This is a genomic window from Pseudomonas mucoides (assembly GCF_015461845.1).
GTDB classification, from domain to species: domain Bacteria; phylum Pseudomonadota; class Gammaproteobacteria; order Pseudomonadales; family Pseudomonadaceae; genus Aquipseudomonas; species Aquipseudomonas mucoides.
The window spans coordinates 94535-108635 of the sequence record NZ_JACOPW010000004.1; the positions used below are offsets into that span (position 1 = coordinate 94535).

The window sequence follows — 14101 nt, forward strand, 5'->3', positions numbered from 1 at the left end:
GGGGGGATCTCCTGTCTTGAGCGCTGTATCGGCCTGCTGGCGAAAATCTTCAGGAATGTTCATTTCAATAAACAAACGAAAAAGTAGTGCATACGAACAATGACTACACCCACGGAGCATAGTAGCCTCACTCAGCGCTTGAACTCAGGAGTCTTTGAATGTCCGTCCGTCGTACCAAAATCGTCGCTACCCTTGGCCCGGCCAGTAACTCGCCGGAAGTTCTCGAACAGCTGATTCTGGCTGGCCTGGACGTCGCCCGCCTGAACTTCTCCCACGGCACCCCCGACGAGCACAAGGCTCGCGCGAAGCTGGTGCGTGACCTCGCTGCCAAGCACGGCCGCTTCGTTGCCCTGCTGGGTGACCTGCAAGGCCCGAAAATCCGTATCGCCAAATTCGCCAACAAGAAGATCGAGCTGAAGATCGGTGATCAATTCACCTTCTCCACCAGCCATCCTCTGACCGAAGGCAACCAGCAAGTGGTCGGCATCGACTACCCGGACCTGGTCAAAGACTGCGGCGTGGGCGACGAGCTGCTGCTCGACGACGGTCGCGTGGTAATGCGCGTTGATACCGCCACCGCCACCGAGCTGAACTGCACCGTGCTGATCGGCGGTCCGCTGTCCGACCATAAAGGTATTAACCGTCGCGGCGGTGGCTTGACCGCACCGGCCCTGACCGAGAAAGACAAGGCCGACATCAAGCTCGCTGCCGAGATGGAAGTCGACTACCTCGCCGTGTCCTTCCCGCGTGACGCCGCCGACATGGAATACGCCCGTCAATTGCGCGACGAGGCCGGCGGTACTGCCTGGCTGGTGGCGAAGATCGAACGCGCCGAAGCCGTGGCTGACGACGAAACCCTCGACGCGCTGATCCAGGCGTCCGATGCGGTCATGGTTGCCCGTGGTGATTTGGGTGTGGAAATCGGCGACGCTGAGCTGGTGGGCATTCAGAAGAAAATCATTCTGCACGCACGCCGCCACAACAAGGCTGTGATCGTGGCGACCCAGATGATGGAGTCGATGATCCAGAACCCGATGCCGACCCGCGCCGAAGTGTCCGACGTGGCCAACGCCGTGCTCGACTACACCGACGCCGTGATGCTTTCGGCCGAAAGTGCTGCCGGTCTGTACCCGCTGGAAGCTGTTCAGGCGATGGCGCGCATCTGCGTCGGCGCTGAAAAGCACCCGACCAGCAAGACTTCCAGCCACCGTATCGGCAAAGTGTTCGAAAGCTGCGACCAGAGCATCGCGCTGGCGGCCATGTACACCGCCAACCACTTCCCGGGCGTGAAAGCGATCATCGCCCTGACCGAAAGTGGCTACACGCCGTTGATCATGTCGCGCATCCGCTCTTCGGTGCCGATCTACGCGTTCTCCCCACACCGCGAAACCCAGGCCCGCGCGGCCATGTTCCGTGGTGTCTACACCGTACCGTTCGACCCGGCATCGCTGCCGCCTGAGCAAGTCAGCCAGGCCGCGATCGACGAGTTGCTCAAGCGCGGCGTTGTGGAGAAAGGCGACTGGGTCATCCTGACCAAAGGCGACAGCTACCACACCATCGGCGGCACCAACGGGATGAAAATCCTGCACGTTGGCGACCCGATGGTCTGAGTGACCGGCCGCTGAAAAACAAAAGCCCCGCCATGTGAATGGCGGGGCTTTTTGCATTCTGGTCAAACAGCTGGGTTGTCTGGGCGGGCCTCATCGCGGGCAAGCCCGGTTCCCACAGGTTTTGAGTCGAACTCCAGTTTGTGATCACTACCCACCACTGTGGGAGCCGGGCTCGCCCGCGATGAGGCCGGCCCAGTCACCGAAGATTCAATGCCGCTTGATAAACCCGGTCAACGCCGCCAACGCTTCTGGCGACCGCAGCCGCTGGGTGAATAACGCGCCCTCTTCTTCTATTACCTTGCGCAGCAATTCCCGGTCCGGCGCTTTCATCAATTGCTTGCTGATGCGCACCGCTTCCGGTGGCAACGATTCAAAGCGCAACGCCATCTCCCGCGCCTTGGCCAACGCCGCTTCGCCACTGCCCAACGCCTCGGTGGCAATTCCCCACTCGGCCGCTTGTACACCGCTGAACCCTTCACCCAGCAGCAACAATTCCGCCGCTTTGGCATGCCCAATCAAACGCGGCAGGAGCAGGCTGGAGCCGAATTCCGGACACAACCCGAGATTGACGAACGGCATCCTCAGGCGAGCATCCCGACTGACATACACCAGATCGCAATGCAGCAGCATCGTCGTGCCAATCCCCACCGCCGCACCCGCCACCGCAGCGATTACCGGTTTGCGGCATTCCAGCAAATTGAGCATGAAATGAAACACCGGGCTGTCGAGGTTGCCCGGCGGTTGCTGGATGAAGTCGGCGATGTCGTTGCCGGCGGTGAAGCACTCGGCGCTGCCGGCGATTAGCACGGCGTTGATTTCAGGGTCGGTGTCGGCCTGTTTCAGTGCTTCGGCCAAGAGGCTGTACATGGCGCGCGTCAGGGCGTTTTTCTTTTCGGGGCGATTCAGGCGCAGCGTCAGCACACCGCGTTCGCGTTCAATCTGGATGGCATCGGTCATGGTGGGTCTCGCGTCTGAAAAAATCAGCGCTCAACCACGAGGCAGGAACACATCGGCCAGCAGTTGATTGCGCGGCAAACCCGCGAGGTACAGGCGCCGGGAAAAGGCGTCGACACTGTCGGGGGCTCCGCAGACTAAGGCCAGGGTTTGCCGGGAGACAAGCCGCAGTTGCGCCAATGCCTGCGGCAACTCGGCCGGCGTCCAGTGTTCGACACTGAGGTTTTCACGGCCCTCGGCGATGGCTTGCAGGGGTTTGGCCAGGTAATGCTCATTGGCATCATGGGCAAGGTGAATGACGCGGATAGCGCCCTGATGATCCTGACGCAAGGCTTCGCGCAAGACTCCGAACAAAGGGCCAAGACCGGTGCCGGCGGCCAATAGCCACAGCGGTCGAGTGTGCCAGTCCGGATCGTAATGCAAGGCCCCGCCGCGCAGTTCGCCGAGGCGAATCGGGTCACCGATTTTCAGCTGACGGGCCGCATCGCTGAATGCCCCCGGCTGACGGCAATCCAGGTGAAATTCCAGAAAGCGGTCTTCTTCCGGCAGGCTGGCCAATGAATAAGGCCGCGCCACGTTGCCGGCCCACAACACCAGATGTTGCCCAGCGCTATAGCGCAGCGGACGCTCGGGGGTCAGACGCAAACGCAACACACTGGCGCTCAACCAATCCACGGCGGCCACCTCGGCCGGGCGACCGTCCTGTTGCGGGTCGAAGGTGTGCACGTGCAGGTCTTCGACTACCTGGCATTGGCATGCCAGGCGCCAGCCTTGTTGGCGCTGCTCGGCGCTCAAGGCATCCGGGCGGCTGTCGCCCGGCAACCCTTGCACACATTGCACCAGGCAGGCATGGCAACTGCCGGCGCGGCAACTGTAGGGCACCGGCACGCCGTTTTGATTCAAGGCGTCGAGCAGGTTGCTGCCCGGCGCCACCGTAAAGTGGCGCTCGCCGACGCGTAACTCAGGCATCGACGTTCTCCCAGGCCGCCGCGCACCGGTTGCGCCCGTCACGCTTGGCGCGGTAAAGCGCCTGGTCCGCGCGCTGCAAGGCATCGTCGAGATCGTCGCCCAGTTCCAGCAACGTCATGCCCGCCGACAAGCTGAGATGGGCGACATTGAGGCCGATCAACTCGACATCGGTGAAGGCGATACGCAACCGTTCACAGCACGCGGTCAAGCGTTCGGCATCGCAATCGGGCACCAGCACCACAAATTCTTCGCCGCCATAACGCGCCAACACGTCGCCGTCGCGCAGGCATGCGGTCGCGACACCGGCAAAGGCTTGCAAGACCTGATCGCCCGCCGCATGGCCGTGCACATCGTTGATGCGTTTGAAGTGGTCAAGGTCGATCAAGGCAAGGCCATGCATCACGCCGGCGTCCATGGCATTGAGTTCGCGGGAGGCCAGGCGCAGAAAATGGCGGCGGTTGAACAGCCCGGTGAGTTCGTCGGTGGCGACCAGGTCTTCGAGCTGGCGCATCATCCCGCGCAGGGTGTCCTGGTGCGCTTGCAACGCGAAGCGCCGTTGCCGCATGCGTTGACGCGACGCCTGGACATAGCGGGCGTAGAGCACCAGCCAGATCAACACGATAAACAGCACAGACACTTGCAACCCGGCCAGCGCCGGGTCGGGCAATTGAAAGCGGTAGCCCTCCCACAGCGTGATCGCGCTGAAACTGAAAAACACCAACAGCGCACACCGCACCAACGCTCGACGCGACAGATGGAACAGCCCGAACAGCAGAATCAGCACATAGAACACCAGGAACGCGCCGCGTGCTTCATCCAGATTGGCGATCAGCCAGGTTTGCCAGCCCAGCCCCATCAGCACTTGCACTTCGGTCAGGCTGGGGTCGGAAAAACGCAGGTTGCAGCCGCTGTAAAACACCGCGAACAACGCCGCCTGGCTGATGATCACCATGGCCGTGCCGACAGCAACACTGGTTGCGGGTTCGTTGTAGTGGCCGGTGAAAAATGCCAGCCACAGCAACATCAAAGCCAGGGCGTAAGTGCCGGCAGCGAGGGCAAAGCGTTTGAGTAAAAGCCGTTGGATGGCGTTATGGGTCAATCGTTGACTCACCATGCGAAAAGAGGCTGTTTGAGTGTCCTACTCTACAGGCCGTCTGCCACTTTAGTGGCGAGCCGGACAAATGACCATTCAATTTTCGGGGCAAAAAACTGGCGTCAAAAGCATGGCCCGTTTTCCCTAAAATTCAACCCTTGCCCCGATCCCTGTAGCCGCTGGCGAAGCCTGCGGCTACAGGGATCGGGGCATTATGCGACCAACGATTGACTGCCGGCGCGTGTACCCGCCCGCGAGGCGCGGTATACTGCCGCGCCTTTTTAGCGTCGCGCCAGCAGCCCCGGCGTGCCCTGACTCTTCGAGCCAGCTTCAAGTTGGAAGCTCCAGGCAGCAAGCTCAAAGCAGTACACACACTGCTCTTGCTTGCCGCTTGTAGCTCAAAGGAAGCTAGCTCGAAGAGCTATTGAATGTTCCCGTCTTTTAGAGGAGCGCGACTCATGACCGTGATCAAGCAAGACGACCTGATTCAGAGCGTTGCCGACGCCCTGCAGTTCATTTCCTATTACCACCCCGTTGACTTCATCCAGGCGATGCACGAAGCCTACCTGCGTGAAGAATCGCCGGCCGCCCGCGACTCCATCGCACAAATCCTGATCAACTCGCGCATGTGTGCCACCGGCCACCGCCCGATCTGCCAGGACACCGGCATCGTCACCGTGTTCGTTCGTGTGGGCATGGACGTACGTTGGGATGGCGCCACCATGGGCCTGGACGACATGATCAACGAAGGCGTGCGCCGGGCTTACAACCTGCCGGAAAACGTTCTGCGTGCCTCGATCCTCGCCGACCCGGCGGGCGCTCGTAAAAACACCAAGGACAACACCCCGGCCGTTATCCACTACTCCATCGTTCCGGGTAACACCGTGGAAGTGGACGTGGCAGCCAAGGGCGGCGGTTCCGAGAACAAGTCGAAAATGGCCATGCTCAACCCATCCGACTCGATCGTCGACTGGGTATTGAAGACCGTTCCGACCATGGGCGCCGGCTGGTGCCCACCGGGGATGCTCGGCATCGGCATCGGCGGCACCGCCGAGAAAGCCGCGGTGATGGCCAAGGAAGTGTTGATGGAATCCATCGACATTCACGAGCTGAAAGCGCGTGGTCCGCAGAACCGTATCGAAGAGATGCGTCTGGAGCTGTTCGAGAAGGTCAACCAACTGGGCATCGGCGCCCAGGGCCTGGGTGGCCTGACCACCGTGCTCGACGTGAAGATCATGGATTACCCGACCCACGCCGCTTCCCTGCCGGTGTGCATGATCCCGAACTGCGCCGCCACCCGTCACGCGCACTTCGTGCTCGACGGTTCCGGCCCGGCCTCGCTGGAAGCGCCACCGCTGGACGCCTACCCGGAAATCGTCTGGGAAGCCGGCCCGTCGGCTCGTCGCGTCAACCTCGACACCCTGACCCCGGAAGAAGTGCAGAGCTGGAAGCCGGGCGAAACCGTCCTGCTCAACGGCAAGATGCTCACCGGTCGCGACGCCGCGCACAAGCGCATGGTCGAGATGTTGAACAAGGGTGAAACCTTGCCGGTGGACCTCAAGGGTCGCTTCATCTACTACGTCGGCCCGGTTGATCCGGTGCGCGAAGAAGTGGTGGGCCCTGCCGGTCCGACCACCGCCACGCGGATGGACAAGTTCACCCGTCAGATCCTCGAGCAAACCGGTCTGTTGGGCATGATCGGCAAATCCGAGCGCGGCCCTACCGCTATCGAAGCGATCAAGGACCACAAAGCCGTTTACCTGATGGCAGTCGGCGGCGCGGCTTACCTGGTGGCGCAAGCCATCAAGAAATCCCGCGTTGTTGCCTTCGCCGAACTGGGGATGGAAGCCATCTACGAGTTCGACGTGAAAGACATGCCGGTGACGGTTGCGGTTGATAGCAAAGGCGAGTCGGTACACATCACCGGTCCTGCGATCTGGCAGAAGAAGATCAGTGAAAGTCTGGCGGTAGAAGTGCAGTAAGCGCTTCATCGGGCCAAACAGCGGCCGGGTTGCCTGAAAAGGCGACCCGGCCGTTTTTTTTTGCCTGTGAATAACACCAATGGCATTGAACCCGTATTTTTTATAGCCATTCGATCTGGAAAAAAACCCTCTCCCTGTCAGATCTGACAGGTTACGTACGGCTCCCCTCTTGTTAGCGTCTGACTCAGTCAGCGACACCATCGCCACGGACGAACGCCCGGCCAAAACAGGATCAGCCCCATGCAAGAGCAAGCGTCCCTGAGTATCACTGAACCCTCGATTGCAAAAAGTGCGTCGATTGCCAGCATCGGCAAAAGCTGGGGCAAGGTTGGCCCCACCGGTGGCGCCTCATTCGAGTTGCCGCTGGCGCTTTCGCCGGGACGCGGTTGGGACCCGCAACTTTCCCTGAGCTATAGCAGCCAATCAGGAAACGGACCGTTCGGTGTCGGTTGGCATTTGAACCTCAGCGCCATTACCCGTCAGGCCAGCAAAGGCGTGCCGCACTACACCGATGATGATGTGTTCCTCAGTGCCTCGGGCGAGAAGTTGATCGCCGAACGCGACGCTGACGGCAAGATCAAGTCCCGGGACGCATCTGAATACCGTGGTTTGTCCATCGGGGCCCATCGGGTGGTGCAATATCGACCCCGAGTCGAAACCACGTTTGATGTCATCGAATTCTGGTGCTCCGAGGTCAACCCCCAGGGTTTCTGGCTGGTGCATGGGGCCGATGGCAGCCTGCACCTGTTTGGCAAGGTCGACACCGCGCGCAAGGCAGACCCGCAACAACCGGATCGGGTGGTTGCCTGGCTGTTGCAGGAAAGCATGAACACCCGCGGCGAGCACATCTGCTACGAGTACAAGGTGGAGGACCCTGCCGACGAGCCCGCCCCGCAAGACTACCGGGCTCAACGCTATGTGCATCGAGTGTTGTATGGCAACTTTGAGGCAAGCAGCCATTTGTATGGTTGGAACGTACTCACATCAGCGCCGCCTTCATGGCACTTCATCGCGGTATTCGATTATGGCGAGCGCACCCGATCCCTGACCGAAAAACCGGTCTACGACAGTGAAACACTCAGTCCCTGGCTAAAGCGTCCGGACCCGTTTTCGACTTATGGCCAAGGCTTTGAAGTCGGCACCCGCCGCCTTTGCCAGCAGGTGCTGATGTTTCACCGCTTTGCGGAACTGGGTGACGAGCCGGCGTTGGTCCGTCGCTTGCTGCTGGAGTATTCGGGCAACACGGGCCCCTGGTCTTACAGCCAAATCACCGCGGCGCATTACCAGACGTACGCCGCCAGCGGCGCCGTGGAAAGCATGCCGCCGATAGAGTTCGAGTATTCAGGTGCTGAACTCAATACTCAGCCCGCCGTGTTTTTCCCGTTCGACCACATGCCGGGTATCGAGGACGGCCAGCACTATCAATGCGTCGACCTGTTCGGTGAGGGACTGCCGGGTTTCCTGTGTCGCTACGACCAATGCTGGTACTACCGCGAACCCTTGCGTGACCGCACCGGTGGCGATTGCATCACCTACGGCCCATGGACTGCGCTCGACGACATCCCTATCGCCGACCGCAGCAAGCAAACCCATCAAGCCCTGATGGACCTGACCGGAGACGGTCGCCTGGACTGGGTCATCGCCCAACCTGGCGTGGCGGGTTTCCATGCCTTGAACCCGGATCGGAGCTGGTCAGGGTTTATTCCGTTCAAAGTGTTCCCGCCGGAGTTTTTCAACGCCCTGTCGCAGTTGGGTGACGTGCGGGGCGATGGCCTCAGCTCGCTGGCACTGATCGGCCCCAACTCCGTGCGCCTGTACGCCAGCCGGCGCGAGGAAGGTTTTGCCAAAGGCGAAGACGTCGCTCACACGCCGGATGATGACCGTCTGCCATTGATCAGCAACTCACGCAGCGAACTGGTGTTTATGGGCAACCTGCTGGGCAGCGACACCACCGAGTTGTGCCGCATCCGCCACGACGAAATCAAATGCTGGCCGAACCTTGGGAACGGCACATTCGGCACTGGATTTGTCATCGAAGGGCCGGCGTTCGATTACGCGACCTTCGACGCGGCGCGTGTGCGCATCGCCGATCTGAACGGCTCGGGCGCCCCGGCGCTGATCTATCTGAATTCCGACGGGTTCGACATTTATCTCAACCGGGGCGGCAATGGTTTTGAACTGACCCCCATTGGCGTTTCCTGGCCCGAAGGCGTGCGCTACGACAACCTGTGCCAAGTGACGCTCGCCGACCTGCAAGGCCTGGGATGCGCCAGCCTGATCCTGACCGTTCCCCACATGACCCCCCGGCACTGGCGCTATGACTTCGTTGGCACCAAGCCCTATCTGATGATCGCCAGCAATAACAACATGGGGTGCAGTACCGAGGTGGTGTATCGCAGTTCGGCGCAAGAATGGCTGGACGAAAAAACCACGACCCATTTCACCTGTCACCTGCCCTTCCCCATTCAAGTGGTGAGCCAACAAAGCCAGCTCGATGAAATCACCGGCAATCGGCTGAATCAGTTTTTCCGCTACTTTCAGGGTTACTACGACGACCGGGATCGCGAATTTCGTGGTTTCGGGCGGCTGCACCAGACCGACAGCGAAATCGGCTCGGACGAAGACGAAAGCTTTACCGCGCCGGCGTTGGTCTGCACCTGGTCTCATACCGGCCAACAGATCGACATGCCTGACGAGGGTTACTTCAACGGTGACGATAAGGCGCACCCGCTGGGCGACACGTTGTTTTGTCGTTATCACCCGGACGACGAGTGTGAAGAACTCATTACGCCTGACGATGAAGCCACTCTGCACGGAATCGCCCGCGCACTCGCCGGCACTGTGCTGCGCGTGGAAACCTACGCGGCAAATGACCCGACCACCCCGTTCCTGGTCGAACAGTCCCGCTACATCGTGCGCGAAGTGCGTGAGCGCGGTCAGCACGATCCTGCCCCTGTGTTAATGGTGTCGCAGCTCGAAAGCATCAGCTACCGCTATGAGCGCTTCATCAATGACCCGCTGTGCCAGCATGTCGTCAACCTGGGTCGGGATGCGTTCGGGCTGACGACCCACAGCATCACGGTCAGTTATGCCCGGCGCCTGACTGAGCTTGATGAGCCACCCTTTTCCGATGTGGATGAACGGAAATGGTGGAGCGACGCCCATGACCCGGCTCAACAGTCCTACTACCTGGCCGAAACCCGCGCTGCGTTTATTCATTTGGTCGATCTGCAAGGCTGGAGGCTCGGCCTGCCCTATCAGCAACGCGGCAATGCACTGGTCTTGCCCAAGGGCCAGGCACCGACGGGGCTGAACCCCGAAGCCATTGACTATGAACAGTTTATGGACTCGTTCAAATCAGTCGAATGGGAAGCTCAGCGGGAGCTGACCTCACAAACGGTGCAACGCTACCTCGAAACCCAAGACCGCACGGTAATGCCGGACGGCACGGCCAGCTTCGAAGCGCTGGCAGGCCCGCTGGAAATGGCGCAATTGAACAAGACGGCGCTGGATGTCTACAGCGACGTGAGCCCTCCGATCGACATCCGGGCTGAACTGACGAAGATTGGTTATTTGCCTATGCTGCTGATTCTCGGGACGGACAAAGAGGCCGATGAGGAAGAAGACCAGCAGAGAAATCTTTGGTCCAGCCAATACAACTTTGCCCAGCATGCAGGCCTCGAACGCTTCTACAGGGTGACTCAATACAACGAAACCCCGAGCCATGGCGTAACCAAAGCGACCAGCGACGATTACGCTTTCGCCACCCTCAGCGTCGAACAACCGGATGGCTGTATCACCCTCTTCAAGTACGACTATCACTCACTGCAACCGCTGCGCATCATTGATGCCAATGAAAACGTTGAAGAAGCCCTTTACGATCCGTCCGGCCCGCACACCATCACCTATTACGGAACGGAAAACGGCGAGCCCGCCGGCTTCCTGCCCATTGCCGACTACACCCGCCCCGAAGATTCCAGCCCCGCAACGGCAATCGAATTTCCCAGGGACGCGCTGCAAAATGCCGCCAGTACCTTTCGCAAGGACCTGTTCAGCTGGATGGGCACGCTCCCTGACACCGTGAGGCAGACACCCGACTGGCTCACTGAGTGGATCCTGCAAGGCTACGTGCTGCCCGACCTTCACATTCGCGCCAGTGCCCGACGGCGCCTGGCCAGGCGCACGTCACGGACGCCGGCAGAACAGGCATTGTGGGACTTGCTGCAATCCATCGTTCGGGTACCGGTGCACAGCGTGGTGCTGAGTGCCGATCGCGATTACTACGACGAACAGGCGTCGCAAATCCACGTCAACCTGAACTACGTCGACGGTTTCGGACGGTCCTTGCAAACCCAGCAACGCGTCGAGCCAGGCGAGGCCTATGTGGTGGAAAACGGCGAATTGGTGATCGAAAACGGCCAGCCGAAGGAGGCGCACGCCGAGCAACGCTGGCGCATCAGCGAACGCGTGGAATACAACAACAAGGGGTTGGCGGTACGCACCTATCGCCCCTATTTCGCTAATGCTTATGGCTACATCCATGACCACTCTTTCAGGAATTTCGGCTATCACGATAAAAGTTACTACGACGTCCTGGGTCGCCTGATCAAAATCATCAACGCCAAGGCGGATACTGCGCTGGAAATCATCACCCCCTGGTACACCGCCAAGCTGGATTACAATGACACCTTTGTCCCGCCGGACTCGCAAGAGTCCAAGGCAGGCAAGCGATGAGAAGCACGGTCGACTGGAAAACACCGTGGGTGAAGGCCATTGATGGGCGGCGCCTGACCGTGCGCCAGATGGCCTACTTGCGCTCTGTACCGGGCGGCCCCGTGGAAACCCACATCACCCGGCAACGCTTTGATACGCTCGGGCGGCCGGTGGAACAACGGGACGCGCGGCTGGCCAACGCCCCCAGGCCCAACCTGTCGACGATTTACGACCTTGCCGGGCACCCGGTAAACGTTGACAGCGTCGACGCCGGCAGGCGCACAAATCTGAAAGGGCTGGCCGGTGAAACCCTCCAGAGCTGGGATGGACGCGGCAATCATTGGCGCAGTACTTACGACAACCAATTGCGCATGCTCACACTTGAAGAGAGCGGACACGACGTCGTTGATACTGCCACCTACGCCTCTGCACTGGCTGACCCGAACCACAATCTTCGCGGCCAGATGATCCGACAAACCGACCCCAGCGGCACACTCGAATTCAGCAGCTTCAGCCTCAAGGGCCAGCCGTTGCGCGACAGCCGAACCGTCACCGAGGCCGGTACTTTCGCCAGCAGCCGGACCTACAACCCGCACGGCGCGTTGCTGACCCAGACCGATGCCTTTCAGCATCAGCAACGGATGCGATACGACATCGCCGGTCAACTGCAACAGGTTCACCTGCTGCTTGAACCCACGGGCACCTGGCAGGCTGTACTTGAAGCGGCCCGGTATAACGCGGCCGGTCAGATCATTGAGCAACGTGCCGGCAACAACGTACTCAGCCGCTGGCTATACGACGAGGCCGATGCTCGTCTTACGACCTCCACCGCCGGCGTGCCCGGGCAGGATCTGCTCCAGCACTTTGAGTACGTTTACGACCGGGTCGGTAACGTCCTGCGCATCGACGACCTGACCTTCAAACCGGTGCACTTCGCCAATCAGCGCATCGATGGCCGCCGCGAATTCACCTACAACTCGCTGTACCTACTGACCAGTGCCACCGGTCATGACGCCACCCCTGGCTCAGACTTGCCTGGCCGACTGTTGCCGAGTGATCCCAAAAATCATCTCAATTACAAACAAACCTACGCCTACGACCCCGGTGGTAACCTGATCAAGTTGATCCATGAGCGTGCGGTGGGCGGCTATACCCACCAGATGTCCATCGACCCGAACAGCAACCGTGGCGTGCCCCTTCAAGAAGGGAATCCCGCCCCTGATTTCGACAGCTTGTTTGACCGCCATGGCAACCTCCAGGCTTCTGGCCCGGGACGGCCCCTGTACTGGAACAACCGCAATCAGTTGGCATCGGCGACGCTGGTTCACCGTGACAACGACCTCAACGATGAGGAAACGTATCGCTACAGCCAGGGCGCGCGCGTTTTCAAACGCCACGAAACCCATACGTCATCGACCACGCACTTCCACCAGGTGATCTACTTGCCGGGGCTGGAAATCCGCACCCGCGACAACGGCGAAGAACTACACGTCATTGCAGTACCCGGTGGGCGAAGCAGTGTTCGTTGCCTGCATTGGGTCAGCAAAAAACCCGATGGTATCGATCAAGATCAGTTGCGCTACAGCCTCGACGATCACTTGGGCTCTAGCCTCATGGAGCTTGATCAAACCGCCCGACTGGTCAGCTACGAAGGTTACTACCCCTTCGGCGGTACGGCGTGGTTGATGGCGGATTCAGCACTTGAGGTCAGCTACAAGACCCTCCGGTATTCGGGTAAGGAGATGGATGTCAGCGGATTTTATTACTACGGGGTGCGGTATTACGCGCCATGGCTGCAGAGGTGGATCAATCCGGATCCATTGGGGACCGTGGATGGATTGAATCTGTACCAGATGGTGGGAAATAACCCGATTAATTTTGTTGATAACCAAGGTGGGGTTAGAACAGCATCTCAACAAGTTTCAATACCGATGACCCCCCTGTCATCATCACCCACGCAGTCGATTGCAGGTAGTACGACAACACTCTCTGGACTTACTCCATTAGTAAACGATCCCGCCAACAATCCCCCCGGCCAAATGCCGCCTGAACCTGAGGAGTCATGGAGCGAAAAGGGCAAACGCTTTGCTTTAGCGGCCGTTAACTCTAGAGTCGGGTTGGCCTTGCTTCCGGTCGGGACTTCGAGTCCTGCAAACGCAGCGATTGTTGCAACCATTTTCACTGCTGCCACCCAGTTCATTTTACAAGCGACCGTGTTCAATCCGGGTTGGTCCCCTCCTGGCACGTGGGACCCAACGGGGGATGGCTCATTACCTTCTAAAGACGTGACACAGGAAGCCAACCGTCAATTTGGCTTGATAAGCACCGGAATGACCGTTGCCGGCGCGACGGTCGGAGCAGTGCTTGGGCCGGTAGTCGGCGGCTATGTTGACGAGCTCAGAGGGGCCAAGGAAAAAGCTGAAAAAAAAGCAAAGGCCGGTGAGATGAGTAGCACTATTAAAAGGCTGATTGCCGAGCAAAGTTTGCTGGACGAAGTGACCCCTAAAGCGCAAACCTCACTCCGCGATCAGGTACTGGAGGTCGAAAGCTTGACAGGCATTACGTGGAACACAATGGAAATGCTCGAAAAAATTACCCAACTCAGGCCTTCCAACCTCAGCGAGAGCATCGACTCCTCGCGCCGAAGCTCTATCTCATCGCAAAGTTCCGCAGGCGTCATCCATAGGGGGGCTACAAGCCGGAAACCAGTGCATCCAGTAAAGCATACGCGCAGAATGTAAATATTTAAGAAATAGGTCATTCGGAGCTCCATAACCTCT

General features: G+C 59.6%; 7 protein-coding genes. 4 read left to right on the forward strand and 3 right to left on the reverse strand.

Annotated features, from left to right (window positions below; translation table 11 throughout):
• The first annotated feature begins 158 nt into the window (after positions 1-158).
• Positions 159-1610: a pyruvate kinase gene (gene pyk, locus H8F22_RS19230; RefSeq protein WP_027922904.1), complete on the forward strand. Its 1452-nt coding sequence runs from the start codon at positions 159-161 to the stop codon at positions 1608-1610.
• Positions 1611-1817: 207 nt separating this feature from the next.
• Here the strand turns inward: pyk and H8F22_RS19235 are convergent, their stop codons facing one another.
• The 3 genes from H8F22_RS19235 to H8F22_RS19245 are packed head-to-tail and all read right to left on the reverse strand — an operon-like array spanning position 1818 to position 4632.
• Positions 1818-2567: an enoyl-CoA hydratase-related protein gene (locus H8F22_RS19235; RefSeq protein ID WP_194940555.1), complete on the reverse strand. Its 750-nt coding sequence runs from the start codon at positions 2565-2567 to the stop codon at positions 1818-1820.
• A gap of 30 nt (positions 2568-2597) precedes the next feature.
• A complete protein-coding gene (locus tag H8F22_RS19240) occupies positions 2598-3533 on the reverse strand; it encodes an iron-sulfur-binding ferredoxin reductase (protein ID WP_027922902.1) in 936 nt (311 codons plus the stop codon).
• Positions 3526-4632, reverse strand: a complete 1107-nt coding sequence (locus tag H8F22_RS19245) for a GGDEF domain-containing protein (protein WP_194940556.1) — start codon at positions 4630-4632, stop codon at positions 3526-3528. Before H8F22_RS19245 ends, H8F22_RS19240 begins: the two co-directional genes overlap by 8 nt.
• Positions 4633-5084: 452 nt before the next feature.
• On the opposite strand from H8F22_RS19245, the gene H8F22_RS19250 reads away from it, so the two are divergent.
• The 3 genes from H8F22_RS19250 (at position 5085) to H8F22_RS19260 (ending at position 14062) form a co-directional block, all read left to right on the forward strand.
• The gene (locus H8F22_RS19250; protein WP_019581511.1) at positions 5085-6608 is read left to right on the forward strand and encodes a fumarate hydratase; all 1524 of its coding nucleotides are present in this window, start codon (positions 5085-5087) and stop codon (positions 6606-6608) included.
• A 240-nt stretch (positions 6609-6848) separates the two neighbouring features.
• The gene (locus tag H8F22_RS19255) at positions 6849-11342 is read left to right on the forward strand and encodes a SpvB/TcaC N-terminal domain-containing protein (protein ID WP_194940557.1); all 4494 of its coding nucleotides are present in this window, start codon (positions 6849-6851) and stop codon (positions 11340-11342) included.
• On the forward strand, positions 11339-14062 hold the full coding sequence (locus H8F22_RS19260) for an RHS repeat-associated core domain-containing protein (protein WP_194940558.1): 2724 nt from the start codon (positions 11339-11341) through the stop codon (positions 14060-14062). The genes H8F22_RS19255 and H8F22_RS19260 overlap by 4 nt, the downstream gene beginning before the upstream one ends.
• Positions 14063-14101: the final 39 nt, after the last annotated feature.